This is a genomic window from Streptomyces goshikiensis (genome assembly GCF_014650555.1).
In the GTDB taxonomy this organism is placed as follows: Bacteria; Actinomycetota; Actinomycetes; order Streptomycetales; family Streptomycetaceae; genus Streptomyces; species Streptomyces goshikiensis.
In genome coordinates this window covers 279,307-302,908 of sequence record NZ_BMVE01000001.1, presented here as the reverse complement: position 1 = coordinate 302,908, position 23,602 = coordinate 279,307, and the positions used below count along the sequence as shown (strand labels likewise).

Sequence of the window (23,602 nt, the reverse complement as noted above, 5' to 3'; positions counted from 1 at the left end):
CGCCCTACGCCGGACGCCGCGCGCCCTCGTAGACGGAGAGCAGGGTGTCGAGGACGGAGTCCATCGAGAAGGAGGCGGCGGCCAGTTCGCGGGCGGCGGCGGAGGCCTTGGCGTTCGCGGCGGGGTCCAGCAGGGCGAGGACGGCCTCGGCCACCCCCGCCGGGCCCGGGGTGATCGCACGGCCCGCGCCCGCGGCGGCGATGTCGCGGGCCAGGCCGTTGGAGTGGGTGACCACGGAGGGGACGCCGACCGCCAGGGCTTCCAGGACCGACATCGGGAACGGCTCGTCCACCGAGGGCAGGACGTACACGTGGGTCCGCCGCAGCTCGGACAGGACCTGCTCCGAGGAGAGGGCCCCCGGCACCGTGAAGCGCGCGGACAGGCCGAGCGCCTCGATCCGGGCCCGGACCGCCGCGAGCTCGCCCTCGTCCGGTCCGGCCACCACGAACTCGGCGTCCGGGTGCGCCGCGAGGATGGCCGGGGCCGCGTCCACGAAGTCCACCGGGCGCTTGCGGGCCTGGAGCCGCGCCGCGTACAGGATGCGCGGCGGCCCGGAGGGGGCGGGCCGCTCCTCCTGCGCCGGGGTGCCGTTCACCAGGCGCACCGCCCGCGCGAGCGGGCCCCGGGTGACCGCCTCCAGGCCCTCCCGCTCGTGCGGCGTCAGGTACAGCAGGGCGTCCGCGCCGCGCAGCAGCCGGCGTACCGCCACCGCGTCCAGCACCTTGGCCAGCAGCTTCTCGCTCGGGTCCACCATGCCGTGGGTCTGGAGCACCAGCGGCTTGCGGGCCCGCAGCGCCGCCAGGGCCACGGGCAGCGTCACCAGGTCCCGCGCCAGGTGTACGTGGACCAGGTCCGCGTCCCGTACGAGCCGGCCCGCCGACGCCAGCAGGGCCGGCGAGGTCATCCCGCTGAAGCCCAGCGGAAGCAGCCGCCGCGCCGGGAACAGCTTCGCCGGCACGCCCTCGACGGACGTCGGCCACGGCTCGGGGAACCCCTCGCCCAGCGCCAGCAGCCGCGCCTCGTGGCCGCGCTCCCGCAGTCCCTTGGCCAGGTTCAGCGCGACCCGGACCGGGCCGCCGAAGGCGTGCGAGGGGGAGTGCAGGGTAACGGCGTGCAGGACTCTCACTTGGGCTCCTCGACCGGGCGGCGCTGCCCGTCCATCGTCTGCAGGGTCAGTGCGGGAAGGTTTCTGTGGACGATCGCCCCGGCGCCCGCGACCGCGCAGCGGCCGATGGTCACCCCGGCCAGCACGGTCGCCCGTACGGCCACCCACGCGCCGTCCTCGACCACGATCGGGGCGTTGCGGTAGCGGAAGTCGGCCGCCCGGTGGTCGTGCGAGCCGGTGCACAGCATGGCCTCCTGCGAGACGCACACGTGCGAACCGATCGTCACCGGCTCCAGGTTCAGCACCCAGGCGCCCTCGCCGATCCAGGTGTGGTCCCCGATGCTGAGCTTCCACGGCCACAGCACCCGCACCTTGTGCCGGATCAGCACCCCCTCGCCGATCCGCGCCCCGAACGCCCGCAGCAGCGCCACGCGCAGCCGGGCCGGACAGAACCACGCCATGAACAGCGTGTTCATCACCGCGAACCAGAGCGCCTGCGTCAGCAGCCCGCGCCCCTTGTCGTAACCGGCCAGCGTGAACGCAGGAAGATCCCGCAACGGTCGCCCCTCAGCCTCTGCCCCCCGGCGCCTCCCCGGGCGCCGCCCGCTCAGATTAGACTGCGCGCGGACCAGGCACATGGGGTGGGGGCAGCAGTGGCAACGGACATACGCAAAGCCCCCGTCGGCCCGCCGTCCGGGCCCCCGTCACCCCCGCCGCCGCGCCCCCCGTCGCGCCCGCCGCTCCCCGACTTCGAGGACGAGCGGCGATGGGGCCGGGTCACCACCCCGCGCACCCTGCTCTCCCGCGCGCTGTCCGTACCGCTCATCCTCGGATTCACCGTCTTCCTGCCGCTGTTCGTGGCCGTCCAGTCCGGCGACGGGCAGCGCGACGCGGCCTTCTGGCTCCAGCTCCTGCTCACCATGTACGCGGGGGCCCGGCTCTCCGCGATGGTGCTGACCAGCCGCCGCAAGCTGCTCCAGGGCTCGTTCTGGCTCTTCGTCTACATGGCGATGGGCGTCGCCCCGCTCGCCCAGGCCGTCCTCGGCCGGGTGCCGACGCCCGTCGTCGGCCCGCGCTCCGACCTCACCATCGCCATCGGGCTGGTGCTGCTCGGCTGTACCGCGTTCGACGTCGGCGTGCTGCTGGCCCGCCACCGGCCGGCGGGCCGCGCGGGCGGCTCCCAGAAGGAGGCGCGGCCGGTCATGGCGCACCGGCGCCGGCTCCAACTGCTCACCGGGATCGCGTTCCTGTGCAGCGCGGCGTTCATCGTGAAGCTCGGCGGACCGGCCGTGTTCTTCTCCAGCCGGCAGGAGATCATCGCCGGCATCGAGGAGGCGGGCGTCTCCAACGGCGACGGCCAGGCCGGCCAGGCCCTGCTGCGCGGGTTCGGCACCGTCCCGGCGCTGCTCGCGCTGCTCCTCTACACCCGCTGGCTGATCACCTCGAAGTTCGCCCGCCGCAAGGTCTCCGTCATCGTGACCTGGGGTGCGCTGGCGGTGCTGAACCTGGTGGTCAACAACCCGGTCTCGAACCCCCGGTACTGGTTCCTCACGGTCATGTTCGCGATGCTCTTCACCGTCTTCCCGGTGAGCGCCGCGATGTACCGGGTGGCGCTGTCGATGGCCGTGGTCGTGGCCCTGCTCGTGTTCCCGTTCGCGGACCGCTTCCGCTACGACGAGAAGAACTACAAGCCGGTCGAGACGACCTCGTTCCTGGAGCCGATGGCGCTCAAGGACTACGACCAGATCGGCATGTTCGCCAACACGATCACGTTCTCGAACTCCGGCCCGGGCCATTTCTACGGGCGCCAGCTCGCGGGCTCGGTCTTCTTCGCGGTGCCGCGCTCGATGTGGCCGGGCAAGCCGCGGGACACGGGGGTGATGGTCGGCCAGTGGATGGGCACGGTCAACACCAACCTGTCCTCCCCGGTCTGGGCCGAGCTGTGGCTGGACTTCGGCCCGCTGGGCATGGGCGGCGGACTGCTGGCGATGGGGTACGCCTCCGCCCGCGTCGACCGCCGCTACGCCAAGCGCGCCACCCGCAGCTCCCCGCCGGGCAGCCTGATCTCGGTGGTGGTGCCGCTGGTCGCGGGGTACTCCTTCATCCTGCTGCGCGGCCCCCTGCTCCAGGCGTCGGGCCGCGTCGCGATCGCGGCGCTCTGCCTGGCGCTCGTCGCGACCTACCGCCAGGACAAGGCCACCACCCTGCGCTGACCGGCCCCGGAGCGGGGCCGGCCGGCGGGGAGGTCAGGCCGGGGCAGGCGCCGGAGCCGGGAGCGGGGCGGCCGGGAGGCGGGAGACGCGCAGCCAGGCGGCGGCCGCCTTGAGGGCGGAACCGGCGGCCAGGCCCCAGGCCGCGCCGGTCACGCCGAACGCCGCGTAGCCCCCCAGCAGGAGCGCCACCGACAGCAGCGAGAACACCACCTGCAACGACAGCGTCGCCTTCGGGTTCAGCACCCGCAGGGTCAGCAGGGCGCAGGTGCCCAGGCCCATCACCGCGTACTGGGCACCCGTCGCGGGCAGGAGGGCGGCGGCGGCGTCCCAGGTGTCGCCCAGGAGCTGCCGCCCCAGCCGCCCGGGCAGTGCGTACAGCACCGCCGCCCAGGCGGCGCCCAGCACCGCGAGGGCCGAGCCCATCAGCAGCGTCAGCCGGACCACCCCGCGCTTGCCCGACGCCCGCCCCACCACCGGCGGGCCGAAGGCGTTCGCCGAGTTGAACAGCACGTTCAGCGGCCCGAACAGCGTCGTCGCGCCCCGTAGCGCGCCCACCGCCAGCGGGGTCGCGAACAGGCCGAGGCCGAGGACCGCCAGCTGGCTGGAGCCGTTGCCCACGGCGAACTCGATCACGAAGCGCTGCCCCAGGTGGCCGCGCCGCAGATAGGGCGTCAGGTCCGCCACCGCGCCCCGTACGTACGGGCGCAGCAGCCACAGCCCCAGCGCCAGCGCGGGCAGCGCCGAGACGCCCCACACCAGCACCAGCCGCCCTGCCGAAGCCCCCTCGGGCTGCACCAGCAGCGCCGGGACCACGCACACCAGCCGCAGCGCGTCGGCGGCCAGCGCCCGCTCGGGCGTCCGCAGCGCGGAGAAGCAGTACCGCAGCCCGTCCTGCACCAGCACCAACGGCAGTACGAGGCCCAGCGCGAGGAACGCCCACCCCGCCGGCCCCGGCAGCAGCAGCCCGAGGCCCGCCAGCGCCGCGCCCACGACCGCGGAGGCCACGCCCGTGAAGGCCACCGCCGAGCGGCACACCGCGCCGAGCCGCTCGCCCTTCTCCAGCACCACCGTCTGGCCGACGTAGGCCATGTTCAGCCCGAGCAGCACGCTGAACGCGACGTACACCATCGAGAAGTCGGCGAAGGCGGCGGCCGACGACAGCCGGGCGGCCAGCACCAGCACCAGGATGTTCGTGGCGCTCGACGCCGCCTGGTCCAGGACCGAGGAGACCGCCGCGAGACCGCGTCGGCTCACCTGCGGCCCGTACGGACCGTACGCAGGGCGACGGTGTCGCTGCCGTCACCGGGAACCTGCCGCTCGGGCCGGTCCTCGTCCCCGTCGCCGCCCTCGCCCCCGGCCGCCCGGGCCGGTGCTTCGGCGGCGGGGCGCGCCGCGGGGGCCTCGGGGGCCCCGGCGGACTTCTTGCCCCGGCCGCGCTTCTCGCCGGGCAGCGGGGCGTGCAGCACCGCGCCCAGCACGGTGCCCCCGGCCCCGCTGATCAGCTCGCGGATCCGGACCAGGTCGCTGCGGTGCACGGCGCGCGGGTCGCACACCACGAGCACGCCGTCCACGCGGTCCACGAGGGCCAGCGCGTCCGCGTACGAGAGCACCGGCGGGGCGAGCACCACGACGGTGGAGTTGGGGGAGTCGGCCTCGGAGATCAGCCGGGTCGCGCGCGGCGAGGTCAGCGCGCGGGCGACGTTGCGCGCCCGCTCGCCCGGGATCAGGTCGAAGGCGCCCGACTCGCCGGCGTCCACGACGAGCTGGCGCCCGTCGGGCCAGTCGTGGTCCCCGTGCCCGGGGTGCCCGCCGGCGGGCGCGCCGCCCGGCGTACGGCTCCAGCGCGGCCGCCCGCCCGCGTCGGTGGGCAGCTGGCTGGCCAGGACCGGGGTGCGCAGGTCGGCCTCGATCAGCAGCACGTCCTTGCCGGTCTCGGCGAACGAGGCGGCCAGGTTCACGGCCACCGCCGCGGCGGTCTCGCTGCTGCCCCGGGGGGCGACCACGAGCAGCCGGCGCCGGTCGGCGAACCGGGCGTCGTAGGCGAGCCGGAACGCCACCGAGCGGAACTCCTCGGCGAGCCGGGGATCCTCCTCGCCGGCCGCGAGCAGCGGTCCGCCGCCGGTCTTGTTCCGGGGCAGGGAGCCCAGTACGGGCGCCCGCAGGGCCCGGGCCACATCGCCCTCGGAGCGCGGCGCCGGGTCGAAGACGAGCCGCACCCAGGCGGCGAGCAGGCCGAGCGCGAGACCCACGGCCGCGCCGAGCGCGAGCGACATGGGCAGGCCCGGGCCGTCGGGCGCGGTGGGCGCGGCGGCCGGGCTGGTGACCCGGCCGGGGGTCATGTCGAGCGCTTCCAGCTTGGTGATGCTGTTGTTGTAGCGGCCGACCTCGCTCTGCAGGTCGGTCTTGCTGGAGGTGGCCGCGTCGCGCGTGGCGCCGGCCGGCATCTTGGCGATGTCCTTGGCGAGGTCGTCCAGCTGCTTGGCGACCGGGTCGCGCTGGTCCTGGTAGCCCTTGACCATCTTGTCGCGGGTGACGTCGAGGGCCTCCTGCCGCTTGAGCAGGTACGCCTCGGTCATCGCGTTGGCGCGCCGGGCCGCCTCCTTGGGGGAGGAGGCCGTGTAGGTGAAGCGGAGCACCATCGTCTGCGGCGGGTTCGTCACCTGGAGACCACCGCGCAGGGCGGCCAGGCCGGCGGCGGGGATGCCGAGCTTCTTCGCCGCCTCGCCGGCTATGGAGCTGGAGAGCGCGACCTGCCGCTCCGAGCCGATGTTGATCGCCTTGTCGGGCGCCAGGCTCGGGTTGAAGGGGTCGTCGGTGGGGGCGCGCAGGACCACGTCCGCGACGGAGACGTACGTGTCGGCCGTGGAGACGCCGAGGTAGACGCCGCCCAGCAGGCCTATCCCGATGCCGGCCCCGATGAGGCGCCGGTAGCGCAGGAGTTGCCGGAACTGGTCCCTCAGGAGATCCGGCTCGTCCTCGGCCGGGGGCGCCGCTGGGCGGTTCGTCTCGATCACGTCCGGGGACCCCCAAGTGCTTCGTCGATCAGTGCGTCGATACGGGCCAGGCCCGCCTCGCGGCTCAGGTGCGCCGCCACGTGGCGCGGTCCGGCCGCTCCCAGCCGGTCCGCCCCCTCGGGGTCCTGCGCCAGGGCCCGTACGGCCTTCAGCAGGGCGTCCGGGTCCTCCGGCGGTACGAGCACCCCCGCGCCCGAGCGTTCCACCTCCTGGGCGGTGCCGCCCAGCGCCGCGACGGAGGCGACGACGGGCCGGCCGGCCTGGAAGTAGGAGGTGAGCTTGGACGGCACGCTCATGTCCATCACGGCCGCGTGCTGCGTGACCGCGAGGACGTCCGCCGCGGCGAGGATATCCGGGAACTCGCCGTCGGCGGCAGGGGGGATGATGTCCAGATTCGGTACGTCGGCCGCGAGGCCGGCCAGGGCCGCGCGCTGGCTGCCGTCCCCCATGAGGACGAAGCGGACGTCCGGATCCAGGCGGGCCGCGCCGACGAGGACTTCGAGGCCCTGCTTGAGGCCCATGTTCCCGGAGTGCAGGACGACCGTCTGGCCGGGGGCCCAGCCGAGGTGCCGGCGGGTCTCGCCGCGCGGCCTGGTCGGCTGGGGCACGTGCGACCAGTTGGGGACGATCCGGATCTTGGCCGGGTCCACGCCGAGGCCCACGACGCGGTCCACGAAGGTCTCGTGGATGACGCCGACGAGCGTGGCCCGCTTCAGGGCGTACGACTCGGCGCGCCCGGCGAACGCGGCCGCCTTGTCGCCGCCGCTGATCCCGCTCTGCGCGGCGGCGGCGCCCATCAGGTCCTGGACGACCGGGACGAACGGGACCTTCCAGCGCGCCGCGAGCCGGGCGGCGGTGACCCCGCCCGCGAGGCTGGGCATCTGGGCCAGGACCGCGTCCGGCTTCGGCATCCGGGGCGGGGCCACGGCGCCGTGGAGCAGAATCGATCCTTCGAAAAGGGCCCGCTTCACGGCGGTCTGACGCGCCGGCACGGTGTGCGCACGCCGGTGCACGGTGACCCCCGCGCGCTGCTCCGTGCGCCGGAGCGCCCCCTTGTACTCGGGCTCCAACGACCACGCCGGATAGTGCGGCATGCCCGCCAGGACGTGGGTCTCGTGGCCGAGATCCGCCCAGTGCTCCGCGATCTGGGTGGCGTACGGGCCGATGCCCGCGTGCTCGGGAGCGTAATTGGTGGAAACCAGCAACAGGCGCCGGTGACCGGATCTGGACACTGAACGTCCCCTTCTCCCCTGGATGATGCGCACGTCACCCTATTCGTTCACCCGTGTGAAGAGGAACGTGCACGCTATTGTCTGCTAATCCGCCACACCGGGGGGTGTGGCTGCTGGGGGGGTACTCATGACGGAGCGCGACATGTCCGACCTTGGCGCGACCGCGCGCCGACCGTACCGAGTCGGCTACGCGCCCGGCGCGTACGACCTGTTCCACATCGGGCACCTGAACATCCTCCGGCACGCCCGGAGCCAGTGCGACTACCTGGTGGCCGGAGTCGTCTCCGACGAGATGGCCGAACGGGCCAAGGGCCGCCGCCCGATGATCCCGCTCGTCGAACGGCTGGAGATCGTCCGCAGCGTCAAGTACGTGGACGCCGCGTTCGTCGAGACCGTCCCGGACAAGGTGGAGACCTGGAAGCAGGTCCGCTTCGACGTCATCTTCAAGGGCGACGACTGGCGGGACACCCCCAAGGGCGACAAGCTGGAGAAGGACTTCGCCGAGGTGGGCGTCGACGTCGTGTACTTCCCCTACACCGTCCACACGTCCAGCACCCAGCTGCGCCGGGCGCTGGACGCGCTCTCGCAGCCGCTCAGCGCGGAACGGCGCTGAGCTCGCGGAACCACTTCGCGAGGAACGCCACCAGGAACAGGGCGGCGACGGCCCCCAGTCCCGCGTACGCCCAGCGGAACAGCTCCCCGCCTCCGAGCAGCAGGAACACCAGGCAGAACACCCCGTAGTCCACCGGCAGCAACGCCACCGCGCGCACCGTCGACGGCGCGGCGGCGGGGCTGCCCGGCGCGGGCTTCGGCTTCAGCTTCTCGGTCAGCAGCCCCCCGAAGAAGGTGACGACGGAGGCGAACTGGAAGCCCAGCGGCACCAGCAGCCAGCCGTCACCACCCGTCCCGTACGCCTCGGGGAAGCGGTAGAAGGCGATCAGCACGCAGGTGTGCAGCGCCGTCAGCTTGGCGCAGTCCACGACGTGGTCGAGCCATTCGCCGGCCGCGCTCCCGCCCCCGCGCAGCCGGGCCAGCTGCCCGTCCGCGGAGTCGAAGGCGAATCCGACCGCGAGCGCGGCCCACACGGCGATCCCCAGCCCCCACGAGGGCGCGGCGAGCGCGACGGCGGCGACGGCGGCGAAGCTGAAGGCGGCACTGACCAGCGTCACCTGGTTCGGGGTGAGCCCGAGCGCGTACGACCCGGCGGCCAGGTACCGCCCGGCGGGCCGGTTGACGAACCGCGAGTAGAGCGACACCCCCTTCGCCGACTTCTGCGCCCCGCGCAGCTCTCGCAGAGCGGTCCCGAATCCTGCCATCTACGCAAGCCCCCTTGAACGTATGTACGTAGGAAGGCCACATCATCGCAGGGCGAGCGAAGGCTTCCCCTCCGGATGCGCCCTGACGTCCCGGAGCAGCAGTACGGACAGGTTCGCGGCGGCCGTGAGAACGGCCGCGACGAGCAGCGGCGCCGCCGTCCCGGTGACCGCGGCGAGCGGAGCGGCCGCCGCCAGCCCCAAGGGGCGGGCCGCGAAGGAGATCAGGGTGTCGAAGGACCCCACCCGCCCCAGGGTCTCCAGCGGGATCCGGCGCTGGATCTCCGTCTCCCACAGGGGGCTCAGCACCCCCACCCCGAACATGGCGGCGCAGAAGGCGCCCGCCGTCACGGCCGTGGGCAGCCGCAGCGCGAACGCGGTGAGCGGCAGGGCCTGGAGCGAGGAGGCCACGGCCACGGCGACCAGCGGCCGCCGCACGGGCAGCCGGCCCGCCGCCCAGACCCCGAGGAGCAGCCCGGCGGTGCCGAGCTGGCTGAGGAGCACCCAGGTGCCGGCCCCGCCGAGGCTCTCCACCGCGATCAGCGGGCCGAGGGTGAGCAGCAGTCCCGCCGCGAGGTGCCAGACCCCGTGGGCGAGCACGTTGGCCAGGAACCACGGGTGCCGCCGGGTCTCCGCCCAGCCCGCCCGCAGCTCGCCGAGGAATCCGCCGCGCACGGCGGCCCGTTCGGGCGGCGGGGTGCGCACCCCGCCGAGGGTGAGCGCGGAGCAGACGAACAGCGCGCCGGTCAGCAGCGAGGACCAGCCGGCGCCGACGCCGAGCACCACCGCCCCCGCGGTGGCCGGCCCGGCCAGCTGCGCGAGCCCGTTCGCCACCCCGAGCCGGGCGTTGACCCGCAGCCGGTCCGGCGCCGGGACGGCGGCGGCCACCAGGGTCCGGGCCGAGGGGTTGCCGAAGGCCACGGCGGCCCCGGTCACGGCGGCGAGCGCCGCGAGCCCGGGTATCCGTACGGGTCCGGTCAGCAGCATCGCGCCGGTGCCCAGCTGTGCGGCGGCGCGGGCGAGGTCGGCGGCGAGCACCACCCGGCGGGCGGGCCAGCGGTCGGCGGCCACGCCCGCGAGGGGCAGCAGGAGCACCATCGGGAGCATCTCGGCGGCGAGCACCAGCCCGAGGTCCCCGGCCGAGCCGGTGCGGATCACGGCGAGGGTGAGGGTGGTGGGGATCAAGGCGGTGGCGAGGGCGGCGAAGGTGCGGCCGGCCAGCAGCCGCCGGATGGTCGGGGTCATGACGGGAAAGATATTTCGCCAGCGAATCATTCGTCAACGAAATACTTTCGCCCGGATGCGATACTGCCGTCCATGGAGAAGGAGCGCACCGAGGATTCCGTCGACCGGCACATCGCCCGCTGGAGCGGCAAGGTCCCCTTCGACGTGCCCACGGAGGCGGTCATCACCCGCATCCAGCTGCTGGCCAAGCACGTGAACACCGGCAAGGAACGGGCCCTGGCCGAGACCGGCCTCCAGCGCTTCGAGTTCGAGACCCTGCACCGGCTGGCCTCCCGGGGCACCCCCTGGCGGGCCCCCTCGGCCGAACTCGCCGCCGAACTGGTGCTCTCCCCGGCCGGGATGACCGGCCGCCTCGACACCCTGGAGAAGTCCGGGCTGGTGCGCCGGCTGCGCGCCGCCGGCGACCGCCGCCGGGTCGAGGTCGAGCTCACCGAGGAGGGCCACCGGCGCTGGACCGAGGCCATGCGCTGGCGCGGCATCGCCGAGGCGGAGCTGATCGAGCCCCTCGACGACACCGACCGCGCCGCCCTCGCCACCTTGCTCAAGCGGATGCTGCTGCGGGCCGAGACCCGCTGAGCGGGCCCCTCAGTCCACCACCTTCAACAGCAGCACCGACCGCGCCGGCACCGTCAGCGTCTCGCCGCCCCGGTGACGGGTGGCCGGCGGGGCGGCCTGGTCCTCCCGCGAGGTGTCCAGCACCAGTTCGTACGCCGCCGCCCACGGCTCGCCCGGCAGCACCCAGGCCGCCGGCCGGTCCCCGGCGTGCAGGAGCGCCAGGAAGCTGTCGTCCACCACCTTGCGGCCCCGCTCGTCGCGGCCCGGGATGTCCCGGCCCGACAGGTACAGGCCCAGCGCGGCGGCCGGCGCGTACCAGTCCCGCTCGGTCATCTCCGCCCCCGCCGGGGTGAACCAGGCCAGGTCCCGCAGCCCGTCCGCACCCTGCGGGCGCCCCGAGAAGAACGCCCGCCGCCGCAGCACCGGGTGCTTGTGGCGCAGCGCGATCAGCCGGCGGGCCAGGCCGAACAGCTGCTGCCAGGACGGGTCCGACAGCAGCGACCAGTCCACCCACCCCGTCTCGTTGTCCTGGCAGTACGCGTTGTTGTTGCCGCCCTGCGTCCGCCCGAACTCGTCGCCCGCCACCAGCATCGGCACCCCGGTCGACAGCAGCAGGGTGGTCAGCATGTTCCGCAGCTGCCGCCGCCGCAGGATCCCGATCCGGGCGTCGTCGCTCTCCCCTTCCGCCCCGCAGTTCCACGACCGGTTGTCGTTCGTCCCGTCCCGGCCCGCCTCCCCGTTCGCGTCGTTGTGCTTGCGCTCGTACGAGACCAGGTCGCGCAGGGTGAACCCGTCGTGCGCGGTGATGAAGTTGACCGAGGCGTACGGGCGCCGCCCGCCCCAGGCGTACAGGTCGCTCGACCCCGACAGCCGGTACCCCAGATCCCGTACGTCGGGCAGCGCGCCCCGCCAGAAGTCCCGTACGGCATCCCGGTAGCGGTCGTTCCACTCCGTCCACAGCGGAGGGAACGCGCCCACCTGGTAGCCGCCCGATCCCACGTCCCACGGCTCGGCGATCAGCTTCACCCGGCGCAGCACCGGGTCCTGGGCGATCACCGCCAGGAACGGCGACAGCATGTCCACGTCGTGCATGGACCGGGCCAGCGCCGCCGCGAGGTCGAAGCGGAAGCCGTCCACCCCCATCTCCGTCACCCAGTACCGCAGCGAGTCGGTGATCAGGCGCAGCACGTGCGGCCGCCCCGCGTGCAGGGTGTTCCCGCAGCCCGTGTAGTCGGAGTACCGGCGCTGGTCGGACTGGAGCCGGTAGTAGCCCCGGTTGTCGATCCCGCGCAGCGACAGCGTCGGGCCCAGCTCGCCCGCCTCCGCCGTGTGGTTGTAGACCACGTCGAGGATGACCTCGATCCCCGCCGCGTGCAGGGCCCGCACCATCCGCTTGAACTCGCCGACCTGCTGGCCGGCCGTACCGCTCGACGAGTAGCCCGCGTGCGGGGCGAAGTAGCCGACCGAGTTGTAGCCCCAGTAGTTGCGCAGGCCCCGCCGCAGCAGGTGGTCCTCGTGCGCGAACTGGTGCACCGGCAGCAGCTCCACCGCCGTCACGCCCAGGTCCGTCAGGTGCTCGATCGCCGCCGGGTGGGCGAGGCCCGCGTAGGTGCCGCGCAGCTCCTCGGGAACACCCGGATGGCGCATCGTGAACCCGCGCACGTGCAGCTCGTAGATGACCGAGTCGGCCCACGGGGTCTTCGGCCGGACGTCGTCCGCCCAGTCGTCGTCATCGTGGACCACCACCCCCTTGGGAACGTGCGGGGCGGAGTCCCGGTCGTCGCGCACGGTGTCCGCGATGTACTGCTGCGGCCAGTCCCGGACGTGCCCGTACACCTCCGGCGGCAGCGTGAAGTCGCCGTCGACGGCCCGGGCGTACGGGTCCAGCAGCAGCTTCGCCGGATTGTGCCGGGCGCCCGTCCAGGGGTCCCAGCGCCCGTGCACCCGGAACCCGTACCGCTGCCCGGGGCGCACGCCGGGCACGAAGCCGTGCCAGATCTCGTGCGTGAGCTCGGTCAGCGAGCACCGGGTCTCGCCGCCGTCGGAGTCGAAGAGGCACAGCTCCACCGCCTCCGCGCCCTGCGCCCACAGCGCGAAGTTGGTGCCCGCCGTCCCGTCCGGGCCGTGGTGGAACCGGGCCCCCAGCGGATGCGAGGACCCCGGCCACACCACCGGGCCCGGGCGCGCGGAGGCCCGTACCGGCTGCCCCGGCGCACGCCCCTTCACCTGCCCGTTCGGCTGCCCGTTCAGCCGGCCGTTCGACCGGCCGTTCGCCGGACCGCCGTGCTGCCCGTTCGGCGGCGGCCCGGTCACCTCGGGTGCGGGCGCGGCCTGACCGCCCCGCACCCCGTTCCCCGCGTTCGACGCTTCTGCGGCGGCATCCACCGCCTCCTGTCCGGCTGCGCTCGACACTGCCCGCCTCCACGGCTCCTGGGTACCTGCGGGGGTGGGGGAGTGCGGCCCCGGCGTCCCGGCCAGGGCCCGCCCCCGTCTGGTCCTTCCCACTGTTCTGCCCGGACAGTTCTGCCCGGAACGTGTGCCGCGCTCACGTTTCCCCCGGAGGGGGCCGGTCGTTGGAGGGACGTGACTCTTCTGACGAGGCGGGCAGGGGCGGGCTTGGCCGCCGTAGCGGCATGGGTGGGCCTTCTGGGCGGCCTGGCCGGATGCACCGAAGGCGGCGGTTCCCCGGTCGAGATCCAGCTGCCCGGCAAACCCCGCGCCCCGCAGGAGGCCATCCGGATCACCCCGGACGACAACGCCAAGGGGGTGCCGGCCGAGGGCCCGCTCAGCGTGTCCGTGCCCGAGGGCCGGCTGGAGCGGGTCGTGGTCACCAAGGTGGAGGACGCCCAGCAGGAGGAGGTCCCCGGCTCCATCGCCGCCGACGGCCTCAGCTGGAGCCCCGACCAGGCGGCCGGACGGCTCGCGCTGGCCGCCAAGTACACCGTCGACGCCGTCGCCCTCGACGGGCACGACCGCCGCCAGGCCCGGCACACCACCTTCACCACCTTCGTCCCCGAGGACCGGTTCATCGGCTACTTCAAGCCCGAGAACCGCTCCACGGTCGGCACCGGGATGATCGTCTCCTTCAACTTCAACCAGTCCATCAAGCACAAGGCCGACGTGGAGAAGGCCATCACCATCACCGCCGACCCCGCGACGGAGGTCGTCGGCCACTGGTTCGGCACCGAGCGCCTCGACTTCCGGCCCAAGCGCTACTGGCAGTCCGGCACCAAGGTCACCGTGCGGATGAACCTCCGCGACGTCGAGGGCGCCCCCGGCTCCTACGGCATCCAGGACAAGACCATCACCTTCACCGTCGGCCGCTCCCAGATCTCCACCGTGGACGCCGCCGAACACACCATGGAGGTCCGCCGCGAGGGCGAGCTGGTCTCCACCGTGCCGATCACCGCCGGGGCGCCGAAGAACACCACCTACAACGGGAAGATGGTGGTGATGGAGCTCTTCGACGTCACCCGCATGAACGGCCAGACCGTCGGCTTCGGAGGGGAGTACGACATCCCCGACGTCCCGCACGCCATGCGGCTCACCAGCTCCGGGACCTTCCTGCACGGCAACTACTGGGCCCACCCCGACACCTTCGGCTCCACCAACATCAGCCACGGCTGCATCGGCCTGCGCGACGACAAGGGCGGCGGCTCCGACACGCCCGCCGGCTGGTTCTACGACCGGACCCTGGTCGGCGACGTGGTCGAGGTCGTGAACTCGCAGGACAAGACGGTCGCCCCCAACAACGGACTGGGCGGCTGGAACATGTCCTGGGCGGACTGGGTCGCCGGCTCGGCGCGCACGTGAGGGTGATCGCGGTGATGGAAATGCCGTAGTCCGGGGTGCGCCTCCCGCACTCGCGTGCGACCCTCCCGCCAGCCTGGCAGAGCACCACTCAGCAGGCGACGGACGGAGTGTCATGAGAGCAAGGACGGCCGCGAAGACCGGGCGGGCACGCCTGGGCCTCGGCCTCGCGGTGACGGTGGCGGTGCTGGCCACCGCCGCCCCCGCGTACCCGGCGTACCCCGCGACGGCGGGAACCGGAGCGGTACGGGCCGCGCTGCCCGGGGGGCTCGGCCCCTGCCTGGGCCCCGAATGCCCCGACGCGTACCTCGACCCGCACACCGGGCCGGCCAACGGCCGGGACGCCGGGATCAACATCTTCGTCGGCGGCGACTTCCAGGTCCGCGAGCGGGCCGCCGAGGCGGAGGGCCGGGTCGTCGTACTGGGCTCCTTCGACCAGGACAAGGCCGACGGCGCCAGCCGGGTCTACAACGTCGGCATCGTCGGCGCGGGCTCCCAGACCCAGCCGCCCGCCGGCTCCGACTTCCTGACCACCGGCGGCGGGATCGCCGTCGCCGACGGCGAACGCCTCATCGCCGACGGCGGCGTCGTCCGCCACGCCGGCCCGCTCACGGGCACCGTCAGCGCCACCCGCGTGGTCCGGGACCCGGACGCCGCCACCCCGTACGCGCCCCTGCGCCGCGAGCTCGCCGCCGCCAGCCAGTGCTACGCCCGCCCGGGCGGGACGGCGCGGCCCCCGACGGGCACCGTCACCAACAACCGCTTCGAGACCCTCTTCAGGGGCGACGGCCGCTCACCGCTCCAGGTCTTCAACGTGGACGCCGACATCGCCGCCCCCGGCCGGGGCCAGCAGGGCATCCGGTTCGCGGACATCCCGCCGAACGCCACCATCCTGGTCAACGTGCTGGGCGCCGACCGGGCCGTGGTCACCTACAGCGGGGAGCAGACCTACCGCCAGCGGCTGCTGTGGAACTTCCCCGACGCCACCACCGTCGGCCTGCTCGGCACCGGCCAGTTCCAGGGCGCCGCGCTCATCGGCAACCCGGCCTCGCGCACCACGGTCACCCTGCCCGGCTTCAACGGCCGCTTCTTCACCACCGGCTCGCTGAGGCACACCAGCGCCACCACCGGGGGCGGCGGCCAGGAGTTCCACTCCTACCCCTTCACCGGTGACCTGCCCGACTGCGGGAGCGCCCCGGTGACCGGCGAGCTCTCCGTCCTCAAGGTGAACGGGGCCGGCGACGCGCTGGCCGGCGCCGGCTTCGAGCTGTGGCGCGAGAGCAACGGCACCCCCGGCCTCCAGACCGGGACCCCGGGCGGCGACACCCGGGACCCCCGCGGCTGCACCACCCGCGCGGACGGCATCTGCCGCCTCACCGCCGAGCCGGGCACGTACTACTGGCGGGAGGTCACCCCGCCCGCCGGCTACGCCCTCCCGGCGAACCCGGTGTTCGGGCCGCTGGTGCTGACCCCGGGCAACGCCGGCGAGGGCGTGCGCGTCCGCGCCGTGAACACGCCGCTCGTACCCCCCGTACGGGGCGAGGTGAGCGTCCTGAAGACCGACGCGGAGACGGGCGACCCGCTCGCGGGCGCCGTCTTCCGCCTCTGGAAGGAGACCAACGGCACCCCCGGCCTCCAGACGGGGCGGCCGAACGGCGACACCCCGGTCGGGGGACCCTGCACCACCGACGAGAGCGGCGACTGCACGCGGACCGTCGGGGTGGGCACGTACTACTGGCAGGAGATCACGGCCCCGCCCGGCTACCTGCTGCCGGCGAACCCGGTGTTCGGGCCGCTCGCCCTGACGGAGGAGAACGCGCGCGAGGGCGTCACCGTCACGGCGGCCGACATCGCCGCGCCCGTCCCGGTGCCCGGCGCCGTGTCGGTGCGCAAGGTCAGCCCCGAGGGCGCCCCGCTCGCCGGCGCGGTCTTCCAGCTGTGGCGGGAGACCAACGGCACCCCCGGCCTCCAGACCGGCGGGAACACGCCGGACACCCGGGTCGGTGACGACTGCGTCACCTCCCTCCCGTCGGCCACCTGTACGCGCACCGTCGACGTGGGCACGTACTACTGGCGCGAGACCACGGCGCCCCCCGGCCACGGGCTCCCGGCGAACCCGGTGTTCGGGCCGCTGGTGCTGACCGCCGACAACGCGGACCAGGGCGTCGCCGTGGACGCCGTCAACACCCCGTTCCGCGGCAGGATCATCGTGGTCAAGAAGGACCCGAAGACCAAGAGAGTGCTGCGCGGCGCGGTGTTCGAGCTCTGGAAGGAGACCAACGGCGTCCGGGGCCTGCAGACCGAGGGGGCCGACCCCGACACGCAGATCGGGCCGGCCTGCGAGACCAACCGGCAGGGCGTCTGCGAGTTCTGGAACCTCGGCGAGGGCTGGTACTACGTCCGCGAGGTGGAGGCCCCCGAGGGCTACCTGCTGCGCGATGACCCGGTGACCGAGCCGCTCCAGCTGGACGTCCGCACGCCCGACCAGGAGCGCGTGGTGGAGCTCTTCAACAGGCCCGCCGAGGAAGGCCACCACGGCAAGGACCACGGTAAGGACCACGGCAAGGGCCACGGCAAGAAGCCCGGCAAGTCCCCCGCCAAGAACAAGAAGGCGGGCAAGGCCAAGAGCCACGCGAAGGGGCACGGCAAGGGTCACGGCAAGGCGCCGGCCAAGTCCCGCCGGCCCTGAACCCCGTGCGCGTGCCCGGCGGTCCCGACCGCCCCCGGCCGCTCCTGACCTGACCCGTTCCACCCGGTGCGCCGGCACGGTGATCCCCTCACCGTGCCGGCGCACTGTCTTACGGTCAGTTGGGACGGAACGGTGACAAGACCGTGGCTCTTCGTGATCCGCCCGTGTGATTACCTTTTTCAAGCGCGCGACTGTCCGCGCGCGGGGGACATGGGGAGAACGAGAGTGAACCTGCAGCCGATACGCGGCCGCGCCCGCACCGGCCTGCCGGCCCTTCTTCTGGGGGCGGCCCTGCTGCTCACCAGCGCGTGCAGTGGCGGGGGCAACAGCGGGGGCAGCGACAACGGTGGGGGCGGCGGCGGCAAGACCGGCACCGAGGCCTCCAAGGCCGTGGTCAGCGTCAAGCCGGACGACGGGGCGAAGGAGGTCGCCACCAGCGGCGTCCTGAAGATAGCGAGCACCGGCGGAAAGCTTTCCGCAGTCAAGGTCGCCGACACCAAGGGCAACGAGGTCGAGGGCAAGGTCGCCGACGACGGCGCGAGCTGGGAGCCGGCCCGGCACCTGGCCTCCGCCACCGAGTACAAGGTGCACGCGGTCGCCAAGGACGAGGCGGGCCGCGAGTCCGCCAAGGACACCACGTTCACCACGCTGACCCCGGTCAACACCTTCGTGGGGCACTACACGCCGGAGGACGGCGAGACCGTCGGCGTGGGCATGCCGGTCTCCATCAACTTCACCCGGGGCATCACCAACCCCGAGGCTGTCGAGAAGGCCATCACCGTCACGGCCGAACCCTCCGTGCCGGTCGAGGGCCACTGGTTCGGCAACGACCGCCTCGACTTCCGCCCCGAGAAGTACTGGGCCGCGGGCACCAAGGTCACCGTGAAGCTCGCCCTCGACGGAGTCGAAGGCCGCCCCGGCGTCTACGGCAAGCAGACCCGTACGGTCAGCTTCACCATCGGCCGCTCCCAGGTCTCCACGGTCGACGCGACCACCAAGCAGATGCAGGTCGTCCGTGACGGCCAGGTGCTGAAGAACCTCCCGATCACCGCGGGCGCCCCGGCCACCACCACGTACAACGGGCAGATGGTCATCAGCGAGAAGTACAAGGTGACCCGGATGAACGGCGCGACCGTCGGCTTCGGCGGCGAGTACGACATCTCCGACGTCCCGCACGCGATGCGCCTGTCGAACTCCGGCACCTTCGTCCACGGCAACTACTGGGCCTCCTCCAGCACCTTCGGCTCGGAGAACGTCAGCCACGGCTGCGTCGGCCTGAAGGACGTCCGCGGCGCCGGTGACGGCGACCAGCCCGCCGCGTGGTTCTTCAACGAGTCCCTGATCGGCGACGTCGTCGTCGTGAAGAACTCCAAGGACAAGGAGATCGCCCCGGACAACGGCCTCAACGGCTGGAACATGTCCTGGGCGGAGTGGACCAAGTAGTCCCTCCCACCCACACTGAGAGTGGCCCGGTGCTGTGACCGACAGCACCGGGCCACCTCTGGTTAACCGGCGCTAACCTTCCCGGTATGACCCTCTCTCTCGAAGTCTCCGAAGGCGTCGGCACCATCCGCCTGGACCGGCCGCCCATGAACGCCCTGGACATCGCCACCCAGGACCGGCTGCGCGAGCTCGCGGTGGAGGCCACCGACCGGGCCGACGTCCGCGCGGTCATCCTCTACGGCGGCGAGAAGGTGTTCGCGGCCGGCGCGGACATCAAGGAGATGCAGCTGATGGACCACGCGGCGATGGTCGCCCGGTCCCGCGCCCTCCAGGACGCCTTCACCGCCGTGGCGCGGATCCCCAAGCCGGTCGTCGCGGCCGTCACCGGCTACGCCCTGGGCGGCGGTTGCGAGCTCGCGCTCTGCGCCGACTACCGGATCGCCGCCGACAACGCGAAGCTCGGCCAGCCCGAGATCCTGCTCGGCCTGATCCCCGGCGCCGGCGGCACCCAGCGGCTCTCCCGGCTGATCGGCCCCTCCAAGGCCAAGGACCTGATCTTCACCGGCCGCATGGTCAAGGCCGACGAGGCGCTCGCGCTCGGGCTGGTGGACCGCGTCGTCCCCGCCGCCGAGGTGTACGAGCAGGCGCACGCCTGGGCCGCGAAGCTGGCCCAGGGTCCGGCGCTCGCGCTGCGCGCCGCCAAGGAGTGCGTGGACGCGGGCCTGGAGGCCGACATCGACACCGGGCTGACCATCGAACGCAACTGGTTCGCGGGCCTGTTCGCCACCGAGGACCGCGAGCGCGGGATGCGCAGCTTCGTCGAGGAGGGCCCGGGCAAGGCGAAGTTCCTCTGAGTCCCCCGGTCGTGTCCGCGCCCGCGCGGATCGGCCCGTCCTCCTTGTGGGTGGATTAGCCAGGCCTTAAGGCAGCCTTAAGGGGAAACGGTGATCCACTCGCTGTGATCGGCATTGAGCGGTGCGTAGTGACAGGTCAGGGCCGTCTCACGGCCCTCCGATTGCCTTGTGCATATGCCAATGCAACCCCCCGGAACGCTTGCTTCCGGGGGGTGTTTTCCTGCGGAACGGCCCGTACGGGCACACCGGCCGTCCATGATGGGTGCATGGCGGGCCTGGAGGGTGTGGAACAGCCGCGGCAGCGCAGCAGCGCTTCGGCCGTGCGGCTCACGGCGGCTCTTGAGGACGAACAGGGCCTCAAGGCGCTGGAGTTGTTCGGGAACCCCGCCGAGGCGGAAGTGACGTTGCCGTCGATGCCCGAGTCCGCGAGCACCGCGCGCCGGCTGACCCAGTGCGTGGTGATCCGGCTCTGGGGCCTCTCGCCGCAGATCGCGGAGCACACCGTCCTGCTGGTCTCCGAACTCGTGGGCAATGCCGTGCGGCACACGGGGGCCCGGTCCTTCGGGTTACGGCTGCTGCGCCGGCGCGGCTGGATCCGCGTGGAGGTGCGCGACCCCTCGCGCGGGCTGCCCTGTCTGATGCCGGTGCACGAGATGGACACCACCGGCCGGGGGCTCTTCCTCGTCGACAAGCTCTCCGACCGCTGGGGCGCGGACCTGCTGCCGCGCGGCAAGATCACCTGGTTCGAGATGCGGGTCGCGGACCGCTAGTCCCCGGAACGCCAGAAACCCCCTGTCGCCGTGGTGGGCGTCGCGGGGGTTTCAAGGGTGCGCCGAGGATCGAAGGGGGTGTGATCCTCGGCGTGGAGACTTCGCTCGGGTCAACGGGAAGCCGTGGCTCCGACTATGGCAGACGAGGGCCCAAACGCCAAAAGTCTCAACTCGGACATAAGTGTGTATATACCTAGAGTTTCTACCTAAATCCTAGGTGAGGTGAGCCACTCACCTCGTAATCAATGAATAAGTATCGACCAGTCGGTGTAATTCGTTGATCAACTACCCAACATCCCAACATACGGACCACCCCGCCAAAGGCCCCGAAATGGGTCAATCATTACCATCAGCGCCTCCACCCCCTTAAATGGGCAGGTGCTCTGCTACCCGGACCGTCGATCCGCTCTCCGCGCCGGGGCGGCGGTCGCCGCCGGCGCCCTCACCGCGGCCTGCGGCGCGAGCGGCCGCACCGACCCCGCGCCCACCGCCCCCACGAGCGCCGCCGCCCCCTCGCCCGCCAAGGCGCCGGCCGTCGCCCCCGCCCCGCACCGGTTCCCCGGCCAGCCCGTCGAGATCGGCCACGGCCCCCGCGACCGGCCCCGCGTCGCCCTCACCTTCCACGGCAACGGGGACCCCGCCACCGCCCGGGCGATCCTCGCCGAAGCCGAGAAGGGCGGCGCCCGCGTCACCGTCCTGGCCATCGGCAGCTGGCTCGACGCCCACCCGGAGATGGCCCGCCGGATCCTCGACGGCGGCCACGAACTCGGCAACCACACCCAGCGCCACCTCGCCGTCAACGCCATGCCCGAGGCGGAGGCCTACGCCGAGATCACCCAGTGCGCCCAGCGGCTCAAACGGCTCACCGGCTCCATCGGCAGCTGGTTCCGGCCCTCCCAGACCCGGTACGCGACCCCGCTCGTGCGGACCCTCGCCCAGCGGGCCGGCTACCCGCACGTCCTCTCGTACGACGTGGACTCCCTCGACTTCACCTCGCCCGGCGCGGCGGCCGTCATCCGCACCGTCACCGGGACGATCCGCAGCGGATCGGTGGTGAGCCTGCACTTCGGCTACGCGGACACGGTCGCCGCGATGCCGCCCCTCCTCGAAGAACTCGCGCGCCGCAAGCTGCGCGCGGTGACCACCACGGAGCTGCTGACCCCATGACGACCATCCGCCTTCCCCGGAAGGCCACCGCGCTGTTCGCCGGACTGGTCCTCGCCGCCCTCGCCGGCTGCGGAACCGGCGACAAGGACGCGACAGAGGCGCTCGGCTCCAAGGAACCGGCCCGCCCGGTCAAGGCGGTCCCGGCCGTTCCGCCCGGCCTGGCGGGAATGCCGCCGCTCCTCGACCCGAACGACGTCTACGCCGCCGACCGGCCGAACAAGCTCTCCCCGGTGGTCAAGGACTTCCCGTCCCGCGTCTACGTGCCGAACACCGGCTCCAACACGGTGTCCGTCATCGACCCGGCCACGTACACGGTCATCGACACCATCCCGGTCGGCGTCCAGCCCCAGCACGTGGTCCCGTCCTGGGACATGAAGACCCTGTGGGTCAACAACAACCGCGGCCACACGCTCACCCCGATCAACCCGGCCACCGGCGAGGCCGGCGCCCCCGTCGAGGTGCACGACCCGTACAACCTGTACTTCACGCCGAACGGCAAGTACGCGGTCGTGATGGCCTCCATGGACCGCGAGCTGGTCTTCCGCGATCCGCACACCATGAACCGGGTGAAGACCGTTCCGGTGACCTGCGCCGGCGTCAACCACGCCGACTTCTCCGCCGACGGCCGCTACTTCATCGTGAGCTGCGAGTTCTCCGGCGAACTGCTCAAGGTCGACACCGAGAGGATGGAGGTGATCGGCCAGCAGAAGCTGCCGTTCGAGGGGGCGATGCCACAGGACGTCAAGATCTCCCCGGACGGGAAGACCTTCTACGTCGCCGACATGATGGCGCACGGCATGTGGGTGCTCAGCGGCGAGGCGTTCGACGTGCCGAAGCTGCTCCCCACCGGCAAGGGCTGCCACGGCCTGTACATCAGCCGCGACTCCAAGGAGATGTACGTCTCCAACCGCGGCGAGGGCAGCATCTCCGTCTTCGACTTCACCCAGAACAAGCTCACCAAGAAGTGGGAGCTGCCCGACGGCGGCAGCCCCGACATGGGCGGCGTCTCCGCCGACGGCAAGGTGCTGTGGCTGTCCGGCCGCTACAACGGCGAGGTCTACGCCATCGACACGACGTCCGGCCGGCAGCTCGCCAAGATCAAGGTCGGCGGCGGCCCCCACGGCCTGGCCGTCTACCCGCAGCCCGGCCGCTACTCGCTGGGGCACACCGGCATCTTCCGGTAGCCCGGTCCCGCGCGGCGGCCCCTGCCGACCGCCTCCCGGCCCCTGCCGGTCACCGTCGCCGTGTCCGCCGGCCGAGCGGGACCCGCGGCGGGGGCGGGCCGGGGCTGCCGCTACCCTGGGCCGGTCAACAAGCACCAAGAAGGGGTGGACCCAGTGGCGGACATCGAGAGCGCACGGGCGACGTTCAACAAGTTCGACGTGAACGGTGACGGCTTCATCACGGCCGACGAGTACAGCGCGGCCATGAAGGCGATGGGTGACGCCTTCGTCACCGCCTCCGTCGCGGACGCCGTGGTCGCCTCCAAGGACGCCAACCACGACGGCCTGCTGAGCTTCGACGAGTTCTGGGCCTCCCTGAACAAGTAGCCGGCCCCGCGCCGCGCCGCCCCCCGCCCGCCCCTGCCGGGCCGGCGGGGGCGTCAGGCCGCCCCGCCCCCGGCGCCGGGCGCCGGGAGGGCGATCTCCCCGACCTCGGCGAGGGCCTCCTCCAGCCAGGTCAGCCAGAAGGTCTCCAGCGCGATGCCGCCGCGCAGCACCAGCCGGTGCAGCCGGTCCTCGTCGGAGCGCCGCCCCGGCGGGAAGTCCTTCTCCTCGATCGCCTCGTACGTCTCCAACTGCCGCCGGTGCAGACCCACATGGCGCCGCAGCTCCGCTTCCAGGCCCTGCGGTCCCACCACCGCCGCCGCCCGGATCCGCAGCAGCAGCGGATCGCGGACCGTCTTCGGATCCTGCCGCTCGCCGACCCACCGGGCGAGCTCCGCGCTGCCGTCCGGCAGCACCTCGTACTCCTTCTTCTGCCCCCGCACCGGCACCTCGCTGGGCAGCGCCCGGATCAGCCCGGCCTCCTCCAGCCGGCCGAGCTCCCGGTAGATCTGCTGGTGCGTCGCGGACCAGAAGTACCCGATCGACTTGTCGAACCGCCGGGTCAGCTCCAGCCCCGACGAGGGCTTTTCGAGCAGGGCGGTGAGGATGGCGTGCGGGAGCGACATGCGGCCATCCTAGGTTCGC

The 23,602-nt window shown here is 72.9% G+C and carries 20 protein-coding genes; 11 read left to right on the top strand and 9 right to left on the bottom strand.

Translation table 11 applies throughout. The features are described from left to right. Window positions 1-4: 4 nt before the first annotated feature. Together IE248_RS01375 and IE248_RS01370 are read right to left on the bottom strand one after the other, a co-directional pair. Window positions 5-1,126, bottom strand: a complete 1,122-nt coding sequence (locus tag IE248_RS01375) for a glycosyltransferase (RefSeq protein WP_190029804.1) — start codon at window positions 1,124-1,126, stop codon at window positions 5-7. Continuing rightward, window positions 1,123-1,662: a WcaF family extracellular polysaccharide biosynthesis acetyltransferase gene (locus tag IE248_RS01370; RefSeq protein ID WP_190029803.1), complete on the bottom strand. Its 540-nt coding sequence runs from the start codon at window positions 1,660-1,662 to the stop codon at window positions 1,123-1,125. The genes IE248_RS01375 and IE248_RS01370 overlap by 4 nt, the downstream gene beginning before the upstream one ends. Window positions 1,663-1,758: 96 nt before the next feature. Here IE248_RS01370 and IE248_RS01365 point away from each other — a divergent pair, with 96 nt between their 5' ends. After that, window positions 1,759-3,318, top strand: a complete 1,560-nt coding sequence (locus tag IE248_RS01365; RefSeq protein ID WP_008738368.1) for a hypothetical protein — start codon at window positions 1,759-1,761, stop codon at window positions 3,316-3,318. 33 nt (window positions 3,319-3,351) lie between these two features. On the opposite strand, the gene IE248_RS01360 is transcribed toward IE248_RS01365, so the two are convergent. The 3 genes from IE248_RS01360 to IE248_RS01350 are packed head-to-tail and all read right to left on the bottom strand — an operon-like array spanning window position 3,352 to window position 7,534. After that, window positions 3,352-4,572, bottom strand: coding sequence for an MATE family efflux transporter (locus IE248_RS01360; protein ID WP_100582723.1), 1,221 nt, complete (start codon window positions 4,570-4,572; stop codon window positions 3,352-3,354). Continuing rightward, complete coding sequence (locus tag IE248_RS01355; protein ID WP_073798327.1) at window positions 4,569-6,332, bottom strand: lipopolysaccharide biosynthesis protein; 1,764 nt, start codon at window positions 6,330-6,332, stop codon at window positions 4,569-4,571. Before IE248_RS01355 ends, IE248_RS01360 begins: the two co-directional genes overlap by 4 nt. Further along, window positions 6,329-7,534, bottom strand: a complete 1,206-nt coding sequence (locus tag IE248_RS01350) for a glycosyltransferase family 4 protein (RefSeq protein WP_190030051.1) — start codon at window positions 7,532-7,534, stop codon at window positions 6,329-6,331. Before IE248_RS01350 ends, IE248_RS01355 begins: the two co-directional genes overlap by 4 nt. 172 nt (window positions 7,535-7,706) lie before the next feature. On the opposite strand from IE248_RS01350, the gene IE248_RS01345 reads away from it, so the two are divergent. Next, complete coding sequence (locus IE248_RS01345; RefSeq protein WP_037798162.1) at window positions 7,707-8,177, top strand: FAD synthase family protein; 471 nt, start codon at window positions 7,707-7,709, stop codon at window positions 8,175-8,177. On the opposite strand, the gene IE248_RS01340 is transcribed toward IE248_RS01345, so the two are convergent. Both IE248_RS01340 and IE248_RS01335 read right to left on the bottom strand, forming a co-directional pair. Beyond that, on the bottom strand, window positions 8,158-8,880 hold the full coding sequence (locus IE248_RS01340; RefSeq protein ID WP_073798328.1) for a CDP-alcohol phosphatidyltransferase family protein: 723 nt from the start codon (window positions 8,878-8,880) through the stop codon (window positions 8,158-8,160). The genes IE248_RS01345 and IE248_RS01340 overlap by 20 nt on opposite strands. A gap of 42 nt (window positions 8,881-8,922) precedes the next feature. Further along, the gene (locus IE248_RS01335) at window positions 8,923-10,122 is read right to left on the bottom strand and encodes an MFS transporter (RefSeq protein WP_190029802.1); all 1,200 of its coding nucleotides are present in this window, start codon (window positions 10,120-10,122) and stop codon (window positions 8,923-8,925) included. Window positions 10,123-10,194: 72 nt separating this feature from the next. On the opposite strand from IE248_RS01335, the gene IE248_RS01330 reads away from it, so the two are divergent. Beyond that, window positions 10,195-10,698: a MarR family winged helix-turn-helix transcriptional regulator gene (locus tag IE248_RS01330; protein ID WP_037798163.1), complete on the top strand. Its 504-nt coding sequence runs from the start codon at window positions 10,195-10,197 to the stop codon at window positions 10,696-10,698. Between the two features lie 9 nt (window positions 10,699-10,707). Here the strand turns inward: IE248_RS01330 and glgX are convergent, their stop codons facing one another. Beyond that, the gene (gene glgX / locus IE248_RS01325; RefSeq protein ID WP_037799875.1) at window positions 10,708-12,903 is read right to left on the bottom strand and encodes a glycogen debranching protein GlgX; all 2,196 of its coding nucleotides are present in this window, start codon (window positions 12,901-12,903) and stop codon (window positions 10,708-10,710) included. A 390-nt stretch (window positions 12,904-13,293) separates the two neighbouring features. Between glgX and IE248_RS01320 the strand changes: the two genes are divergently transcribed. The 8 genes from IE248_RS01320 (at window position 13,294) to IE248_RS01285 (ending at window position 22,960) form a co-directional block, all read left to right on the top strand. Next, window positions 13,294-14,490 (top strand): L,D-transpeptidase, encoded by a 1,197-nt coding sequence (locus IE248_RS01320; RefSeq protein WP_373301444.1) that lies wholly within the window; start codon window positions 13,294-13,296, stop codon window positions 14,488-14,490. 112 nt (window positions 14,491-14,602) lie between these two features. After that, window positions 14,603-17,176 carry a choice-of-anchor A family protein gene (locus tag IE248_RS01315; protein ID WP_190029801.1) on the top strand — a complete coding sequence of 858 codons (2,574 nt, stop codon included), beginning with the start codon at window positions 14,603-14,605 and terminating at the stop codon, window positions 17,174-17,176. 210 nt (window positions 17,177-17,386) lie between these two features. Further along, window positions 17,387-18,619 (top strand): L,D-transpeptidase, encoded by a 1,233-nt coding sequence (locus IE248_RS01310; RefSeq protein WP_047960699.1) that lies wholly within the window; start codon window positions 17,387-17,389, stop codon window positions 18,617-18,619. Between the two features lie 86 nt (window positions 18,620-18,705). Next, window positions 18,706-19,473 (top strand): enoyl-CoA hydratase/isomerase family protein, encoded by a 768-nt coding sequence (locus tag IE248_RS01305; protein ID WP_008743356.1) that lies wholly within the window; start codon window positions 18,706-18,708, stop codon window positions 19,471-19,473. Between the two features lie 266 nt (window positions 19,474-19,739). Then, entirely contained in the window at window positions 19,740-20,243 is a 504-nt protein-coding gene (locus IE248_RS01300; protein ID WP_073773012.1) for an ATP-binding protein, read from the top strand. A 378-nt stretch (window positions 20,244-20,621) separates the two neighbouring features. Beyond that, window positions 20,622-21,410 (top strand): polysaccharide deacetylase family protein, encoded by a 789-nt coding sequence (locus IE248_RS01295; protein ID WP_073773011.1) that lies wholly within the window; start codon window positions 20,622-20,624, stop codon window positions 21,408-21,410. Next, window positions 21,407-22,594 carry a YncE family protein gene (locus IE248_RS01290; RefSeq protein ID WP_073798332.1) on the top strand — a complete coding sequence of 396 codons (1,188 nt, stop codon included), beginning with the start codon at window positions 21,407-21,409 and terminating at the stop codon, window positions 22,592-22,594. The genes IE248_RS01295 and IE248_RS01290 overlap by 4 nt, the downstream gene beginning before the upstream one ends. A 153-nt stretch (window positions 22,595-22,747) precedes the next feature. Continuing rightward, window positions 22,748-22,960 (top strand): EF-hand domain-containing protein, encoded by a 213-nt coding sequence (locus IE248_RS01285; RefSeq protein ID WP_037794959.1) that lies wholly within the window; start codon window positions 22,748-22,750, stop codon window positions 22,958-22,960. Between the two features lie 53 nt (window positions 22,961-23,013). On the opposite strand, the gene IE248_RS01280 is transcribed toward IE248_RS01285, so the two are convergent. After that, on the bottom strand, window positions 23,014-23,583 hold the full coding sequence (locus tag IE248_RS01280; protein ID WP_008743361.1) for a PadR family transcriptional regulator: 570 nt from the start codon (window positions 23,581-23,583) through the stop codon (window positions 23,014-23,016). Window positions 23,584-23,602: the final 19 nt, after the last annotated feature.